The organism is Aliamphritea hakodatensis (assembly GCF_024347195.1).
Classification (GTDB): domain Bacteria; phylum Pseudomonadota; class Gammaproteobacteria; order Pseudomonadales; family Balneatricaceae; genus Amphritea; species Amphritea hakodatensis.
In genome coordinates, this window is record NZ_AP025281.1 from 2991426 (window position 1) to 3009497 (window position 18072).

The following is an 18072-nucleotide window of genomic DNA, read 5'->3' on the forward strand; positions in this document are numbered from 1 at the left end:
ACCGCTTTTGCAGGCATAAAAAAACGCAGTCAGATGACTGCGTTTTTCTGTTTACTCACTGAGTGGTTTAACCAATCATGGTCACCAGCAGCTTGTTCAGACGGGTCACGTAAGCCGCCGGATCATCCAGTGTGCCACCGGCCGCCAGTTGCGCCTGCTCAAATACCACCAGGCTCAGTTCGTTGAAGCGGTCTTCATCCGCTTCCTGATCCAGTTTGCTGATCAGCGGATGCTCAGGGTTCACTTCAAAGATTGGCTTGCTTTCCGGCACTTCCTGACCGGCCGCTTCCATGATCTTACGCATCTGCATGCCCATATCATAAGCACCCAGAACCACACAGGCAGGGGAATCTGTCAGACGGTGAGTAATACGTACTTCGCTTACCTTGTCACCCAGACCGGTAGTCAGTCGCTCAACCAGACCTTCCAGTTCCTTAGCAACTTCCTCCTGTGCCTGCTTCTCTTCTTCGTTCTCAACTTCACCCAGATCCAGCTCGCCTTTGCTGACATCCTGGAAAGATTTTCCGTCAAAGTCGAACAGGTGACTCATCAGCCACTCATCGACCCGGTCAGACATCAGAATGACTTCGATGCCCTTCTTACGGAAGATCTCCAGATGCGGGCTGTTCTTCGCGGTGTTGTAGTTTTCAGCAACCGTGTAGTAAATCTTCTCCTGACCTTCCTGCATGCGGGACACGTAATCTTCCAGGGATACACTCTGGGCAGCATCAGCATTGTGAGTAGAGGCAAAACGCAACAGCTTACAAACGGTTTCACGGTTCGCGTGATCTTCCGCCGGACCTTCTTTCAGTACTTCACCGAACGAGGACCACAGCGACGCATATTTTTCAGGATCATTTTTGGCCACTTTACCCAGCATATCCAGGGCACGTTTGGTCAGTGCTGCACGCAGCTTATCAACCACCGGATCTTTCTGCAGAATCTCACGGGAAACGTTCAGTGACAGATCATTGGTGTCCACCACACCCTTCATGAAACGCAGGTACATCGGCAGGAACTGATCAGCGTCATCCATGATGAATACCCGCTGCACGTACAGCTTCAGGCCGCGGGGAGTATCGCGGTTCCACAGATCATGCGGTGCATGGGAAGGTACGTATAACAGGCTGGTGTATTCCAGCTTACCCTCAACCCGGTTGTGGCTCCATTTCGCCGGCTCCTGGAAGTCGTGGGAAATGTGCTTGTAGAATTCACCGTATTCTTCGTCAGTGATGTCACTCTTGGAACGGGTCCACAGCGCTGTTGCAGTGTTAACGGTTTCGTCTTCCGGAGCTTTTTGCTCTTCACCTTCAGCCGCAGGCACAGGCTCAGACTGCATGATAACCGGCAGGGAAATATGATCGGAATATTTACGGATCAGGGTCCGCAGGCGGAAACCGTTGGCGAACTCTTCTTCACCGTCTTTCAGGTGCAATACGATACGGGTACCGCGCTCGGCTTTCTCAACGGTTTCAACGCTGAACTCGCCTTCACCGGCAGATGCCCAGTGCACACCTTCGGCTGCAGACTCACCGGCTTTACGGGTGTAAACGTCTACCTTGTCAGCCACGATGAATGCCGAGTAGAAACCGACCCCAAACTGACCGATCAGCTGAGAATCTTTCTTCTGATCACCGCTCAGGGACGACAGGAACTGGGACGTACCGGACTTGGCAATGGTACCCAGGTGATCAACAACGTCCTGACGGTTCATACCGATGCCGTTGTCATCAATGGTGACGGTTTTAGCTTCCGCATCAAAGCCGATACGGATACGCAGTTCACCGTCACCTTCATATAAGGCGTTGTCAGAAAGCGCCTGGAAACGCAGCTTGTCAGCAGCATCCGATGCATTGGACACCAGCTCACGCAGGAAAATCTCTTTGTTGGAGTACAAAGAGTGAATCATCAAATGTAAAAGCTGCTTAACTTCGGTCTGAAAACCAAGTGTTTCTTTCTGAGTATCTGTGCTCATTATTCAATCCCAAGCTTAAAACAATAATTACGGAATCTGCTGTAAAACGGCTGCACAGTGAATGCAGACGGCAAGATTAAATATCAGATTCCTTAACCCTGCATTCAAAATGGGGGTAAGCAAACAGATTTCAAGGCCGGCAGGGATAAAAATAACATCAGCGGCCGGCCCTTTTATTCAGCGGGCTTCAGCGATTCTTTTCCCAGCGGTAGAACGCCCGGACGTTGCCTTCAAACCAGTCATCATAGTTAGCAAAATGCCGGAACGCCTCAAGCTCAATACGTTCTGCGGCCTGATCTTCAGTCCAGCCGGCAGCAATCGCTTTACGTGCTTCAGTCTGAAGAGCCGTAAAATAATCAATCTGCCGCTGCAACGTAGCTTTATCCCCCGGCGCACCGTGCCCGAATAAAAACGTATCCGCCTCCACATCAAGGGTACGGCGCTGCTGGGCCATAAGCACATCCAGATTGATCCCGGGCAGGTCGGTCCAGCCCACCACATCACCGTTAATATAATCCACGGTATACGCCACCCGCTTTTCAGGCAGCACCGGCACCAGAATGGAAGCGGTATGCACATCCCCCAGATACTGCAGCTGGATCTCGGTATCGCCGAACTGATAGGTTTTGCCTTCGTCCCCTACCACCTCAGTGGGCATATCAATAAAGGGGACGTCCCTGCGTTCAAAGAACCGCTTGGTACGCTCATGGGCAATGATCGGAATATCGGTGTCTGTGTCTTCAGCAAAGGCTTTGCGCAGCACCCGCGCGCCGGCGATATGATCTGTATGCAGGTGGGAATAAATGATCGCAGCAACCGGCATATCCGGTGCTTTTTCCCGGATCACATCCACCATGGCTTCAGCGGCACTGTCGGATAACGGATCAAACACCACTACGCCCGCTGACGTCACCACAAAATGCGTGTAATAAAACTCCTGCTCATTCTTAAATTTCAGGGTAAAAACATCCGCCGCCGTTTCCTTCACATCCACATAATCAAACCAGTTATAGAAGGTGCCCCGGTCATTAAAGTATGCTGACTTTTCTGCCAGATGATTCGCCTGCAGTGTACTGCTAACGGACATCACACTGAGGGAAAGCATCCCGGTGATAATCCAGCTTGCTGTTTTCTTCATTTTACTGCTCCTGTCCATATTTCAGGGTTCAAAAGTGAGCCGGGCACTGAATTTAACCGTTGCTCCCACCACCGCTGTATCCAGCCATTCACCACTGCCCAGCCCAAAGGCCAGACGGTCGAACTCACCCTCTGCGCTGAGGCTCACCAGGCTGTTATCCGTCGCACTGTTCACCGTCAGATCAAGTGGCAGGGTTTTATCGCGGATAGTGAGAAAACCACGGATAAACTCACCATCATCAGACTGGCCTGCAAAACGGATTTCAGCAAACACCGCCGCATCCAGCCATTCATCACTGTGCAGTACCTGATCCCGTTCTGCGTTCTGCGTATCCAGCGAATCCGCACGGATCTGCAACTGCAGGGCTGTCAGTTGGCCTTCGGCACTGAATTCAGCCGTGGCCGTGTAAACACCGGCCTGACCGTCAAACGCCCTGCCCATCTGCGTGCCGCTGAAACGGATCTCACTGCTTTCCCTGACCAGCTCTGCGGCGCCGGCAGCAACGCTGGCCAGCATGCTGATGCCCAGCATTACTGCCAACAGACTCTGTTTTACTCTTCTCAATCTGCTACTCCGGTCATTAATCATAGGGACGCATCCGCTGCCAGACATCATCTTTCAGCCAGCAGCGGTGCCATATCACCGCACCGATATGCCCCGCCAGTAACGCACACAGGCCCCAGCCCAGCCATTGATGCAGGGCGCTGAACACCTCTCTGAGAAACGGGTTTTCTGCCAGCAGTACCGGCAAGGTAGCCGTGCCATAAACCGTGACACCGAACCCTGCGGCGTTGGACATCAACCAGCCGCTCAGCGGCAGCCCGAGTAAACACAGATACAGCAATCTATGGGCCAGTCTCGCAGCCAGAGGGTTCTCCGGCAGCTGTGCCGCCGGCCTGATTACCCAGTGGTGCAACAGGCGCATCAGCGTCAGCAGTAACACCAGCACGCCAAGGGACTTGTGCAGGTTTACCGTATCAAAACGCTTCAGCCCCAATGGCATATCCACCATCAGCCAGCCGATCACCAGCAACACCAGCACCAGAGGTACGGTCAGCCAGTGCAATATCCGGCTGACCCGGTCATACCGTTGCGAAACAGACATAGCCTTTACGGTGTACGCTTAAGTTCAGCTTCAAGGGTGATGTTGACCTGATCTGCCAGCATTGGCGCATAGGTCATCATGCCGAATGCTGTCCGGCGGATACTGGTGGTTGCAGAAAAGCCCAGATACTGGGTGTCATATGCCGGGAAGAAATCTGCCAGCGGGTGCCGTCCCTGAAAATTCAGACGGGCATCCAGCGTGACCGGCAGGGTTTTATCCAGCATGGTCAGTTGGCCTTCAACTTCGTATTTGTCACCGGCAACCTGCACAATACGCTCACTCTTAAAGCGCATTTCCGGGTATTTGGTCACATCAAAGAAGTCTTCATTCTTCAGGTGATCATCCAGCGCCGGTACATCGGTATCAACACTGGCGGTTTTGATCACCACATCAAAGGAAGACTGGGTCAGATCTTCTTCATTAATGTCGAACTGACCACTGAAGTCCTGAAACTGACCCAGGAAGTTAGACAGGCCATTATGGCTGACCCCGAACTGAATATTGGTATGTGCCTTATCAAACTCATAATCCGCCGCAGATACCGGCAGTGCCATCGCTAATCCTAAGGAACACAGCGCAAGTGTTTTTTTCATAATCATCTCATTCTCGGTCAGTGAGTCCGGCGGCTGCCTGTGCAGCCTCTGGCCGTACCCGGTTAATTAATCGACGGATATGAGAATACTATTGTTGCTTCAGTAAGATTAGACGGGTTATTTGAGAAGCATTGTTCCACTCAGGGAACAGTCAACCGGGAACTTTTGCAAATATAAGTAAAAAGAAAACGGCCAGGAAAACAAAAAAGAAGGGTTACTCAGCGACCAACCGCCGTATCAGCAAAATACTCCCGGAGATGATCAACAAAGCTGCGCACCTTGGGAGACAACAGCTTACGGTGAGGATAGACCGCATACACACCGCCTTCCGGATACCGCCATTGCGGCAGAAACGCCACCAGTTGGCCACTTTCCTGTTCCTGCCGGCACAGATGTTCCGGCAGAAAACCAATGCCTCCTCCGCGCAGGGTGACATTCTTGATAAATCCCAGGCTGTTTACCGCCATACTGCCGGAAAGCGTGACTTTTTCACGCTTGCCGTCGTTGATGAACTGATGCAGGACCTTGGCAGTTCGTTCGCCATACAGAAAACAGTTACGCTCCGCCAGCTGGGCAATCTCAGTGGGCGTGCCATATTTCTGTAAATACGCCGGCGACGCATAAGGGGTCATGGTTTCGCTGAATAACTTCACCGCAATCAGCGAGGAATCCTGCAATTCTCCGGCCCGGACAGCGACGTCATACTCTCCGCCCACCAGGTCAACGAACTCATTGGTCAGGTGCAGCTGCAACTCAACCTCCGGGTATTTCATCAGATAATCCGCGATCACCGGTCCCAGCACATCGTTACCTTCTTCCACCGGTGCGGAGACCCGCAAAATGCCCCGGGGAGCGGCCAGGCTGTCCAGCATTTCGCTTTCGGCATCCTGTGCCTGCTGCACAATTAAACGGCACCGCTGGTAAAAGGTGCTGCCCTGTTCCGTCAGGGTCAGTGAGCGGGTGGAACGTTTTAATAAACGTACCCCCAGATCCGATTCCAGCTGCGACAACTTACGGCTGATGGTCGACTTAGGCAGCCCCAGCACCCGGCCTGCGGCGCTGAAACCACCGGCATCCACCACCTGCACAAAAATCCGTACGCCGTTAAGATCCAGCACGGTTAATCCTTCAGACCCGGATCAGCCTGACTGCTTACCAGTTGCAGCAAGGTGGCAGACTTGAATTCACGCCGGTAGAGCACAAACAGTACCCCGCCAGACAGCGCCATAAACAGCCAGGGGTTAATAAACCAGCCCAGTACCGCCATGCTGAAATAATAGGTACGCAGGCCAAGGTTAAAGTTATTAGCCGCCAGCGAGCTCATGATGGCAATCCGGTTGGCATGGTTCATCAGCTCTTTTTCCTGTACACCTTCACAGGGCATAGGAGCACCGCCGATCATCACCGAGGTAAAACCATACTGCCGCAGGCTCCAGGTAAACTTGAAGAAAGCATAAATAAACATGCCGATCAGCACCAGCAGTTTCAGTTCCCATTCGGCCTTGGTGGCATGGGTGGCAAAGGGAATATCGCCGACAATATCAATGGCTTTTTCAGTAGAGCCCAGCACGGTCATTAAACCGGCCAGTATCAGAATCGTCGAAGAGGCAAAGAACGACACGCCTCGTTCCAGATTAGAAATCACCGTCGCATCAGCAATCCTGACATCCCGGTGCATCACCTGCGTCATCCAGTCCAGCCGGTAGGAATGCATCACACTGGCAAGGCAATGACAGGTTCTGGCCTTCTTTTTGCTGTAAAGGTTATAGCCCTTAAAGCACATTAAAAACCACACCAGTGCCAGTATATTCAGCCAGTTATCTTGAACAAACAGGGACAACGGTTCCACATTCACAACCCGGTAGTACAAAGGAGCCTTCATTCTAATCATGCCGGGGTTAAATTGCACTGTATAAACATAGGCTTATACGGTATAGCCAAATACCGGGGCGCACCTGCCGGCCGGTTGGCATCCCCCGGCAGCTATGCTAACTTGCCTGTGTGTCTTCTCTGTAGAAATGCCCGTATGTATATAGATTTAAAAGCTTTATTCTGGCTGTGCCTGATTTGTGTCGGTTGCTGGCACTGGTGGTATTCACTGAAAGTAAAAGACATCGCCCTGCGGGCAGCCAAAGCTTACTGTAAAGACATGGATGTACAGTTGCTGGATGAAAGTATCTATCTACGGGGCTTCTGGCTGAAGCGGGATGAAACCGGCCGGTTCCGTATCTGGCGTTCTTACCTGTTTGACTTCACCGCCAATGGCGAAGACCGGGCCCGTGGCCGGGTGATATTACTGGGTTACAAAGTGACCAGCACGCAGCTTGACCCTCACAGGATCTGACCGGAAGACCGGCGGTTTTAGCGTTTAAAAGTACCGTAACGCAGAAAAAACAGCGTCTGAGCCATCACCTTGCGGTTCTGCATCATAAAGGTATGGGTCACCGGCATAATCAGATGATCCTGCATCCCTTCAAGTCGGGTGTGGACCACCGACACCTTACCGTCGTTGGTTCCGGGTATCAGCAATGACAACCAGGGATTCACACTGCGGCTGCCGGCAATAATGCCCAGCTCACCGCTGAACGGCCCCAGCTGTACCGGTAAGCCGCGGGTACCCAGCTGTAAACCCGCCGGGCCGTTTATCCAGCGGAACGGCGGTAACCAGCCCAGCTTATCCACCACTTCGCTGCCACCGTTTGGCGGCCCGAGCATCACCACCCGGCCAAGCCCGGTAATCGTCTGCTGACGCAAAAAATACCGCAGTAAAATTCCGCCCATGGAATGGGTGACAAAATGCACTCTGGAAGCCCCTTTACAGGCCTTAAGCGCACTCCTGATGGCCGGCTCTGCGAGGGATTCAACCGGTTCAGATGTGGAAGGATAGCCCTGATTAACGACCTGATAGCCCGCCTCTTCCAGAAACCGGGCCAGGAGGTTAAAGGCAGCTGGCGTCCGGGCCAGGCCGTGCAGTAATACCACCGCTTCTTTAGGGCCTGTTACCGACACAGCGGCAGGCTTTTCAGCGTACTGTTCGTCCATGGGCTTCCCTGTCATTTTGAAAATTAAACCTGAGCCGGCACGGCCTCCCTGACTATAACTGTAACACAGCGATTTTCAGCGGATGGCAACCGTCAGTGCTCGGGAAATCCGCTTCCGGGGTAATCAACTGTATGTCTTTCACCGGTCGACCGGCTTTACTGGCACAGCGTTTTACCACATCGAGCCAGTCTTCCAGACTCACCTTGGCAACATTATTGGTACACACCAACTGACCGCCGTCACTGACCGCCAGCAATGAAGGCTTCAGCACACTGGGGTAATCGCGGATCAGATCCACCGTGCCGAAATGACTCTTCGCCCAGCGGGGCGGATCCAGATACACCAGATCAAACTCTTCAGCCTCAATGCGGGGAAACTGCCGGGGTTTCTGCCCCCTTTTCACCCGCTGTTTAATCTCTATACCTGCCAGCTGTTTGGCGGCAGTGAAGAAGTCGCTCTGAAAGAACCCTATCCGGGACTCATCCAGATCATTCAGACGGGCATTTTCACGGCCAACATCCAGGCTGCGGGTGGCGAAATCCACATTCAGTACCCGGCTGGCACCGGCCTTAGCCGCCACGACGCCCACCCCGCAGGTATACGAAAACAGATTCAGTACGGATTTTCCGGCGGCATTCGCCTGCAGCCAGCGACGCCCGGCCCGCATATCCAGAAACAGTAACGGGTCCTGACCTTTGTGCTTGCCCTTCACCAGATAATTAACCCCCAGTTCCTGTCCGGTCAGTTGCTGGCGGTCGACCACGTGATCATCACTGCGGCGGGAATTACTGCTGCTGCGGTCGTTATATACCCGCTGCAGATTTTCCACGCCGGCATGTTGCAGAAACACTTCTGCCTGAGTAAACAGCGCATCCGCTTCAGATTCACTGAGCGGCGTATGAAAACTCTGCAGCAACAGCTGATCGCCGTAGCGGTCCAGCGTCAGCCCCGGTATACCCTCGGTGGTACCGTGATACAGCCGGTAACAGCGGGTTGCTTCAGCGTGAAGATCTGCCAGCAGTGCCTCCCGGCGTTGCAGTGCAGCTTGGAATAGGTCAGACATTCAATCAATCTCAGTAAGTGCGGCTCGGCGGGCAGTATACGTGGATGTCCGGCGACATCAACCGCACACCGCTGAATGACCGTAAACCGCCCGCGGCTGTTTCAGTTCATGGCCATAGCTCATGTCCATAGCTTAGGGCCCAGACCACTGGCCCGCTCAGTGCGGCGGGCAGTAGCGCCTTTCAGGCTGGTCAGGCGGGCGTACAATTCCAGCCGCTGTTTCGCCCGGGTCACCCCGGTATAAACCAGTTCGCGGGTCATCAGCGGGCCGTCTTCCGGCGGCAGGATCATCAGCACCCGGGCAAACTCAGAGCCCTGACTTTTGTGCACGGTCATCGCAAATACGGTTTCATGACCCGGCAACCGGCTGGGCAAAACACCTCTGACACCGTCCGGATGGTGCGGATCTTCAAACCAGACCCTCACCCGGCCATCTTCATCAGGTTGAACAATGCCTATGTCACCGTTATACAGCCCTAACTGGTGATCATTCTGGACGATCATGACCGGCCTGCCCGGATACCATTGCTGGCCGGTCTGAATCAGCCCCATACGGTTAAGCCGCTGCTCCAGCGCCTGATTCAGCCCTTCAACGCCGTATACACCCTGACGCAATACCGCCAGCAGCTGAACCCGGGCAAAAGCATTCAGTACCGCCAGCGGTGCCGCACCGGCCCGTAACGCCCGCAGATAGTCTGAATACCCTTGCGCAGCGGCCTCGATCAGTTGCGGATAACTGTCAGAAGATAACGGTATAAAATCAATATCCTCATATCCTTTCTTCAGTACCGGCTCAATCTGCGTGGCATCGCCGCCATTGATCGCCGCCGCCAACTGGCCAATGCCGCTGGCAGCATCAAAACGATAGCTGTGCCGCAACAGCGCCAGGCTGTCGGCGACTGCACGCTGTCCACCGGCAACGCTGCCGGCGTCCAGCCCACACACCCGACTCAGATAGCCCGCCTGATCTGTACTGTACTGCAGCTCAGCAGATGTCACAGACTGACTACCGCCTGCTTGCAAATGCCAGGCGCAGATGTCCCCCAGCACACTGCCCGCCTCTACCGAGGCCAACTGATGTTTGTCACCAATCAGAATGATGCGCCCCTGTGGCGGGAGCGCTGCCAGCAGCCTTGCCATCATGGGCAAATCAATCATGGACGCTTCGTCCACCACCAGCAATTCAAGGTGCAGCGGGTTTTCGGCGTTATGCCGGAAAGATTTACTGTTAGGAATGGTGCCAAGTAAACGGTGAATTGTCGTAGCTTCCACCGGAATCCGCTGGATAATCTCCGGGGCTATATTCAGCTGATCACGGGCCTGGGCAATGGATTCACTCAGCCTTGCCGCCGCCTTACCCGTTGGCGCGGCCAGTTTAATCGCCGGCACAAAATCTGCGCCATGCTGTAAACACTGCTGCTGAACATACAGTGCCAGTAACCGGGTTACTGTGGTCGTCTTCCCGGTACCCGGGCCGCCACTGATGATACTGAAACGCCGCCGCAGGGCGACCGCAACAGCGACCTGCTGCCAGTCAACCGGCTGCGCCGGATCGGCTGTAAACAGCTGTGCAAGCCCCTGCTTAAGGCTTGACTCGTCTACCGTCAACGGCTGTGCCAACCGGGTAATCTGGCTGTTCAGATAGGCCTCAAAGCTGAAGTAGCGCTGCAGGTATAAGCGTTCGCCGTCAAAGATCAGCGGCGCCTCTTCACCCGGCTCACCCATGCTGCTGTAACGGTCACTTAAAGCAACTGTTGGCACAGCGCCTGCGGGTACGGTTGGCGCCGGAGGTTCTGCAAACATATCCAGCGTTACCGGCATATCATCAGTAACCGGGGCTGCTTCAGCGCCGACCGACGGCGGCCGCAGGCAGTCGCTCTCCAGTGCATTAAATAACAGCCGGAACTCTTTGCGCAGCCCTTTCGGCCATTCATCCACCAAACTGGCAATCCGCTCCAGCGGCAGGCAAACATCCCCCCGACCCAACTGATAACTGGTGAAGGCTGCCAACAATGCCAGATGCTGATCAGCAGCGCTGTCCTGTTCGCAGATAAAACGGGCAAACTGATAATCCAGTGGCCTTAGCAGGTTCTGCTGACGGGCCCGGAGCAAAGCGTCAAAACAATCATTCAGGACAGGCTCACAGGGTTTCATTACCAGCCTCCATCGCAGGAACAGTGTTCAGTTCTGCTTTGAACAGTGCATCCATTTCAGTCACCAGTGCCAGTGCCGGCCGGTTATAAAAAACACCGTAGCCCGGCATACCAGCCCGCATCCCCCGCAGGAACAGGTAGTACACGCCACCAAAGTGCTGTTCATAGCTGTAACCCGGTAAGCGGCTGGCAAGCAGGCGGTGTAACGCCAGCGTATAGAGCTGATACTGCAGATCATAACGGTGTTCCAACATGGCCTGATCCAGTTTTTCAGGGCTGTAATCGTCTGTCGAACTGCCCAGGTGATTCGATTTGTAATCGAGAATGTAATAGCGCCCCTGATACTCAAACACCAGATCGATAAAACCTTTGAGCATGCCCCGTAACGGTGCGAAATCCAGCGGCGGTGCATGTTGAGAAAGAGGATCATGACGCGCCACCAGCGCATTTAAACCGCTGGCGTTCAGCCCTTCAGACGGCAACATAAATTCCATTTCCACTAAGCGCTGCGCGTTGCTGATCTGGCCGAGAGTGAGACCGGTTTCAATATTCAGCGGGCATTGCAGCACATCATCCAGCAGCTGCTGTAATACAGGTAACCATTCCGGTTCATAGCCCATCACCTGACTGCGGGCTTCCAGCAGTTCTGCCACCTCAGGCGTGTGGTAATCGGTAAAATCTACCGATTCAAATATTTCGTGCAGGAAGGTACCGGCCTGGGCCCCTTTGTGGAAGGTAAAAATATCGTAGACCGGTGCCGCATCCGCGCCGCTATCGGTTCCGCTGTCGGCTTCATCCGCCACTTCCAGATCCAGCCCCGGGAGGTTTGGCAGACTGTGGCTGGCATGGCTGGTCAGCGCTGAATAACTGGAGATTCGCCAGTCACGCAATAACCGCCGGGCAAACTGTCGCGCCTCAGGCTCTGCAGTTCCGCCCTGTGGTGAGACCCCGGAATCAGGAATGCCGCGATCCTCTTCGGCAAACAGCGACTGTTGTGCGGCTGCCACAGGCCTTGGGGGTTCTGTGACGGTTATCGAGCCTTCTGCGGTCGCCAGCAGGCTGTCCAGCTGGGCATCCAGATCCGGCACCGGGGCTTTTTTACCCGGCAGCGTACCGGCATCGCCCTGTAACAGCAGATACCCCAGCGCACTGCGGGCCAGCCCGCTGGCCTTACGGCGGCCATCCTGGAGGTTTGCCAGCCCCACATAACAGGCGTATACCGAACGGGTAAGTGCCACATACAGCAGGCGGACATCTTCCGCCAGCCGCTCTTTATCCGCCGCAGCCAACGCTTCGTCCGCGGCGGTCAGATCAATTTTATAATGGCCGTCATCATCGTGATAGCTGGCCTGGGTAGCCGGCTTAAACGTACAGGCAAAAGGCAGATACACCAGCGGATATTCCAGACCTTTACTCTTATGGACAGTAATCACAGTCACCAGCGCCCGGTCACTTTCCAGCCGCAAGCGCTGTTCATCATTTTCACCGTTAGGCGCCAATAGCTGATCACTGAACCAGCGCATCAGGCTGGTCATGCTGTCCTGCTCAAGACTTACCCGCTGAAGTATTTCACCGAGATGTAGCAGGTCCGTCAGACGCCGCTCGCCTTGCTCGCCAGCCAGCAATTGCTCGGCCAGCTGCCGGCGGACAAGTAACCGCCGCAGCATAGGTAAGATGCCCAGACTCAGCCAGCAATCATGATAGCCACTGAACTCCGCCACCAGGCCTTCCCACAACTGTTCATCCCGGTTTAACCGCTCTAAAAAGCTGGCTGGGTAATCTAACAGACCGGTTGCCAGCGCGGCCCGCAACCGGCGCTCATCCTGCGGATGCTGGATAGCCTGCAGAATCAGGTTCAGGTCCACCGCTTCCTGGCTGTTAAATACACTTTCCCGGCCACTGAGATAGACACTGGCCACAGCACGGCCCGCCAGCGCCTGACGCACCGCATTGGCTTCAGTCCGGTCACGCACCAGAATGGCAATGTCTTTCGCTGCTACCGGCCGGTCCCCGATCAGGGCTTCGCCCCGGGCAGCGGCCGCCAGCACATCGGCAATATGACTGGCACAGGCCTGCGCCATACTGTTCAGATAAGATTTCTTGCTTTGAATTTCCCGTTCGCCGAACCACAGATTCAGCGGTGTCTGCGGCTGCCCTGCCAGCGTAAAAGGCGTCTTGTCGGCCTTATTCGCCGCATCCACCGGCAGGAACGGAATGTCCCGGTTGTACATAAACGGCGCGGAATGATAGTCAAACAGGCGGTTTACCCCCTGAATCATTTTACTGGCAGAGCGCCAGTTCGTGCCAAGGGTATAGTGTGCCTGAACCGCACGGCGGGCCTGAATATAGGTAAAGATATCCGCCCCGCGGAAACCGTAGATCGCCTGCTTAGGGTCACCGATCATAAACAGGCCGGTGGACTCGCTGCCGCCATACAGATGGCTGAAGATCCGGTACTGCAGGGGATCAGTGTCCTGAAATTCGTCGATCAGCGCCACCGGGTACTGCTCAGCAATGCGCTGCCCGAGAATATTGTGGGTATCGCGCTGCAATGCCCGGTCAAGGTTACTCAGCAAATCATCAAACGAAAGCACACTTAGCCGCTGTTTAAGCAGGCTGTAACGTGCATTCAGCTGTTCAAGCCCCTGATGAATCAGAATTTCCCGCAGGGGCAGCCGCCACTCAAAGTATGCATCACACAGGTCAAACAAGGGATGTTCAGGTACCGCCTTGCCCGCCGGGGTTTTCGTCGCCAGCACCGACTGCCGGAACCGCTGTATTTCCGCTTCCGGTACCTGCCGGATGTCTCCCCGGGCGAAACTGTCAATGACGGCGATGTATTTCGGTACATAGGCCTTGCGGTAAGCATTTTTGTTTACGCCTGAGCTCTGAATCAGTTCAGCCAGATCCGTTTCACCGGCCAGCCACTGTTCACGGAACCCCTGCAGTTTTTGCTGATAATCCTGCCAGCCACTGAGCAAATCATAGCCGCGACAATCCGGGGTAAACTCTGCTTCAGTCTGCCCCAGATACGGCCGCAGGGTTTGCATATAGCGGTCGGGGGTCGGCCAGATTTGCAGCAAGGCTTCGGTCAGGGCCTCCGGCAGGCAGTAACTGAGGCTGCGCCAGGTATCCAGTAACGCCTGGCGGCGCAGATCTGCATCGTCGGTCAGCAGCTCTGTGGCAAACAGCGCACCGCTTTCAAAGGCATGCTGTTTGAGCATCCGCTGACAGAAACCGTGAATGGTAAAAATTGCCGCTTCATCCATCTGCCGGGCAGCCAGTTCCAGCAGTTTGGCCGCCCGCAGCTGTGCTTCAGCGTTGCCCTGATCCACCAGCAACTGCCGCAGGATCGGATCATCCGACAATGTGCCATCGCCAGCCACCGCTAAAAATGCCTGCTGGGCCTGCTGAATCCGTGCCCGGATCCGCTCCCGCAGTTCTTCGGTGGCCGCTTCGGTAAAGGTCACCACCAGGATCTGATCCACACTCAGCGGGGCCTCTCTGCCGGCGCCGTCGGCACCATGGCCCAGCAGCAGGCGTAAATACAGCGCGGCAATGGTAAAGGTTTTGCCGGTACCGGCACTGGCCTCAATCAGCCGCTGACCATGCAGGGGAAACGTCAGCGGGTTTAGCTGCTCCGGTGTAACATCCCGTGGGATTACAGATTCAGTCATCGGCGTCCTGCTCATTTGAAGTTTCGTACCAGGCCAGCATGGGCTGATAACACTGTTCGGTCAGCTGTACAAATGCTTCACCCAGCGAGGCAAACTCCGGATAGACCCGGGCAATATAGGCATCGGCAGACTCTCCCGGACTGAAAGCATCATGGTTAAAACGGCTCTCGGCTTTCTGAGCGGCCGTCTCCGGGCCTTTTTCCTCATTCACCGTCAGCCATTCCCAGGCAGTGTCTGCAGGCAGCGGCAGTGGTTCACAGAGCCCCCGGCGGTACAGGTTCAGCCAGTCCTGCAGATGCCCTCTGGCTTTGGCGGCAGAAAACATTTTGAACCCGTGCCGGCCATTCAGCCCGAAGAACCAGGAATCATGATGGTTGTCATGGGCCATACTGACCAGATGCTCAAGCCACAGGCTGATCATATCCCGCCCTTTTGAATGGGCCGGACGGTAACGTAACAGACGGTTTTCATGGTAATCATCCAGCCAGCCGGTCAGCTCTGTTGCACTGCCATCCTCCAGCTCAAGGGTGAGACGGCATTCCCGGCGTGCAGGCTGTCCGCTGTAATAGGCTTCCATTTTCTGCGCCATTTCCTGACAGTCATGCACCAGTTTGCGGGTCTGTAGCTGCCCCGCCAGCCCGTACGGCAGTTCACCGGCCGCCTCTACCCTTGCCAGCAGCTTATTCAGGCTTTCACCATTCAGGGCCGCCAGCAGCAGGCGCTGCTTCAGCTGATACCCTTCCAGACCATCCAGCTGAAACGGTTCCTCATCCTGGTTAACGATGCTGTGATCCAGAAAATACACCTGCAAACGGCGCTGGAAAAAATGCTTCACGGGATTACGGGCAAACGCCAGCAGGTCTTTCAGCTCCAGCGTTGGCAATGCCTCCGCTTCCAGTGGCTGGGTAAGGAACTGATCCGGCTGTTCACCCCCGCCTCCTGCCGCCGGTAACCATTCATCCGCATAACTGAATAAGTGCGGATGCTGACCAAAATACGCCGGGTTAAACGGCTGCAAAGGGTGCTCGGTGAATTCTGTTACGGCCAGCCCACCCTGCTCATCGATATAGTTCTGCTGACAGTATTCAAATAACTCACTGACCAGTACTGAGGGTACCCGGGGGGAATTGTCCTGCGCGCTGCGCCCCAGATAACTGATATACAACCGTTCCTGTGCAGACAGGAGCGCTTCAAGGAACAGGTAACGGTCGTCATCCCGGCGGGAACGGTCCCCGCGGCGGGTGTGTTTCACCATCAGATCGAAACCGACCGGGGCGATACTCCGCGGGTAAACACTGTCGTTCATTCCCAGCAAACAGACCACCCGGAAAGGAATCGCCCGCATAGGCATCAGGGTACAGAAGTTGACCGCTCCCGCCAGAAAACGCTGGCTGGAACGCTGACTCCCAAGATGTTCCTGCAGCCAGTCGTTGAAGACCTGCGCACTGAGTGGCGCTTCGAAACGGTTTTCCTGCAGGGTATTACTGAGGCTCTCCAGCGCTTCGCGGATCTGATTCAGGACCACTTCGTCGGCGGCATCGGGATCATAAGCACTGTTCAGCAGGTGGTTAATGATCTGTAACCAGTCCTCAATACTGCGAGGTTCGCTGAGGCTGCTCAGGCAAAACTCCAGCAATTCAATGAATTCGGCCAGCTGTCCCAGATCCCGGGCTTCAATGCCTTCGATCTCGGCATAAGGATCAATGCCCTGCCACAGCTCATCGCTGCCACCCATGGCATAACCGGCGAGCATCCGTTTCAGACCAAACTGCCAGGAGTTCTGTTCAAATGCCGGCAACTCCATGCCGGAGCGCTGCCTGCCATCCAGCCCCCAGCGGATGTTGGTCTGATCAATCCAGCGGCGTAACCGTTCAAAGCCCGCTTCATCCAGCTGGAAGCGGCGTAAGACAGCAGGCACTTCCAGAATGGCCAGTACATCCGATACGGTTAACCGGCTCTGAGGCAGGGATAGCAGCGCAAAAAAGCTCATCAGTAACGGGCTTTCCTGCTGGGCGGTCCGGTCGGAGATGGAATAGCCGATAAAGCGCCCTGCCGGCGCGTTGCCGAACACCGCCTCAATGTAAGGTGCATAGGTGGCGACATCGGGCACCATGACGATAATGTCCCGGGGCGTCAGGCTGTGATCTTCATCCAGCATCGCCAGCAGCTGATCGTACAGCACTTCCACTTCCCGCAGATGGCTGTGGGCACTGTGCAGCATCAGGGACTGATCATCGGATGCTATCTGACGTTTTTCAGCATCAGACAACAGCTTGTTGGCCGCCGGATCATCCAGGTGCAAAATATCGTGCTGGATATGCTGTAAGAGCCCCTGTCGCTGATCCGTCAGGGGAGATTCAAATAGCTCGACTTCCTCAGCCCCAAGTTCCTGCAACTGATACAGATAGTCCCGGCCCAGCTTGCCCATGGAAGACAGCAGCGGATTGCCGTGGCTGTAATAGTTCTGTTCAGTCATACCCGGCTTGGACAGCCAGCGCTGATGTAATCTGGCCAGGTATTTAGGGTCGACAATGTCTCCCCAGAAATACCGGCACGGATTATTCACCATCAGATGGACATCCACCTGCTTACCCAGCGCCTGCAATGCTTCGATGAAATTACCGGGTAATGCCGAAATACCGAACACATATACCCGTTCCGGCAGTTGCGAGGTGTCGAAAGCGCCGCTGCGCAGCGAAGCCAGAAAGTCATTGAACATATTACCCCGGTGCCAGTGGGGCTGCCCCAGCCCGGCGACCTCAGCGACCAGCGCCTGCCAGAGTTTAGGCTGCCAGGGTTGTGACTCTGTAATATCATGCAGCGGATCACCCGCTTCCCAGGCGGCGATCCAGTCGGGCCGGTACACCAGATACTGATCAAATATATCCGCGACTTTAGCACTCAGCTGATACAGCTTATAGCCGTCATCATCCCCCCGCAGGTATTGCTGCAAGGGCAGAAACTCATCCTGAGAAAGGTAATCCGGTAACAGCCTCACCAGCAACCAGGTCATGGCTTCTTTGTTAAACGCCGAACGCTCCGGCACACTGGATAAAACCTGGGTAAATATTCGCCACAGGAAAGATGCCGGCAGCGGGAATTCAATATTGGCAGCAATGCCCAGCCGTTCCGCCAGCTCCAGCTTAAGCCACTGTGCCATCCCGGGGCTCTGTACCAGGATCTGCTCCCGGCTGAACGGATTGGGTAATGGCTCACGGCGGATCATTTCCACCAGCAGATCTTTCTGTAACTCAAGTGAGTTCGAGTGATAGATTCGGAACATAGGGTACGGGGCACTCAGTTGCGATAAACCATACAAACAAAAAG

The 18072-nt window shown here is 55.0% G+C and carries 13 protein-coding genes; 1 reads left to right on the forward strand and 12 read right to left on the reverse strand.

The window, feature by feature from the left end; all coding sequences use genetic code 11:
* Positions 1-67 precede the first annotated feature (67 nt).
* From htpG to PCI15_RS13845, 7 genes are all read right to left on the reverse strand, one after another.
* Positions 68-1975 carry a molecular chaperone HtpG gene (gene htpG, locus PCI15_RS13815; protein WP_271270540.1) on the reverse strand — a complete coding sequence of 636 codons (1908 nt, stop codon included), beginning with the start codon at positions 1973-1975 and terminating at the stop codon, positions 68-70.
* Between the two features lie 187 nt (positions 1976-2162).
* Positions 2163-3113 (reverse strand): MBL fold metallo-hydrolase, encoded by a 951-nt coding sequence (locus PCI15_RS13820; RefSeq protein ID WP_271270541.1) that lies wholly within the window; start codon positions 3111-3113, stop codon positions 2163-2165.
* Positions 3114-3134: 21 nt separating this feature from the next.
* A complete protein-coding gene (locus PCI15_RS13825; protein WP_271270542.1) occupies positions 3135-3677 on the reverse strand; it encodes a YceI family protein in 543 nt (180 codons plus the stop codon).
* 16 nt (positions 3678-3693) lie between these two features.
* Positions 3694-4218 (reverse strand): cytochrome b, encoded by a 525-nt coding sequence (locus tag PCI15_RS13830; RefSeq protein ID WP_271270543.1) that lies wholly within the window; start codon positions 4216-4218, stop codon positions 3694-3696.
* 5 nt (positions 4219-4223) lie between these two features.
* A complete protein-coding gene (locus PCI15_RS13835) occupies positions 4224-4811 on the reverse strand; it encodes a YceI family protein (RefSeq protein ID WP_271270544.1) in 588 nt (195 codons plus the stop codon).
* A 218-nt stretch (positions 4812-5029) separates the two neighbouring features.
* Positions 5030-5929, reverse strand: a complete 900-nt coding sequence (locus tag PCI15_RS13840) for a LysR family transcriptional regulator (protein WP_271270545.1) — start codon at positions 5927-5929, stop codon at positions 5030-5032.
* A 2-nt stretch (positions 5930-5931) separates the two neighbouring features.
* Entirely contained in the window at positions 5932-6693 is a 762-nt protein-coding gene (locus PCI15_RS13845; RefSeq protein WP_271270546.1) for a DUF599 domain-containing protein, read from the reverse strand.
* A gap of 144 nt (positions 6694-6837) precedes the next feature.
* Between PCI15_RS13845 and PCI15_RS13850 the strand changes: the two genes are divergently transcribed.
* On the forward strand, positions 6838-7155 hold the full coding sequence (locus tag PCI15_RS13850) for a DUF3301 domain-containing protein (protein ID WP_271270547.1): 318 nt from the start codon (positions 6838-6840) through the stop codon (positions 7153-7155).
* Positions 7156-7172: 17 nt separating this feature from the next.
* On the opposite strand, the gene PCI15_RS13855 is transcribed toward PCI15_RS13850, so the two are convergent.
* The 5 genes from PCI15_RS13855 to recC form a co-directional block, all read right to left on the reverse strand.
* On the reverse strand, positions 7173-7853 hold the full coding sequence (locus PCI15_RS13855; RefSeq protein ID WP_271270548.1) for an alpha/beta hydrolase: 681 nt from the start codon (positions 7851-7853) through the stop codon (positions 7173-7175).
* A 52-nt stretch (positions 7854-7905) separates the two neighbouring features.
* Positions 7906-8916, reverse strand: a complete 1011-nt coding sequence (locus PCI15_RS13860; protein WP_271270549.1) for a class I SAM-dependent rRNA methyltransferase — start codon at positions 8914-8916, stop codon at positions 7906-7908.
* A 119-nt stretch (positions 8917-9035) separates the two neighbouring features.
* On the reverse strand, positions 9036-11069 hold the full coding sequence (gene recD / locus PCI15_RS13865; RefSeq protein WP_271270550.1) for an exodeoxyribonuclease V subunit alpha: 2034 nt from the start codon (positions 11067-11069) through the stop codon (positions 9036-9038).
* Positions 11056-14745, reverse strand: coding sequence for an exodeoxyribonuclease V subunit beta (gene recB, locus PCI15_RS13870; RefSeq protein WP_271270551.1), 3690 nt, complete (start codon positions 14743-14745; stop codon positions 11056-11058). Before recB ends, recD begins: the two co-directional genes overlap by 14 nt.
* Positions 14738-18064, reverse strand: coding sequence for an exodeoxyribonuclease V subunit gamma (gene recC, locus PCI15_RS13875; protein ID WP_271270552.1), 3327 nt, complete (start codon positions 18062-18064; stop codon positions 14738-14740). The genes recB and recC overlap by 8 nt, the downstream gene beginning before the upstream one ends.
* Positions 18065-18072: the final 8 nt, after the last annotated feature.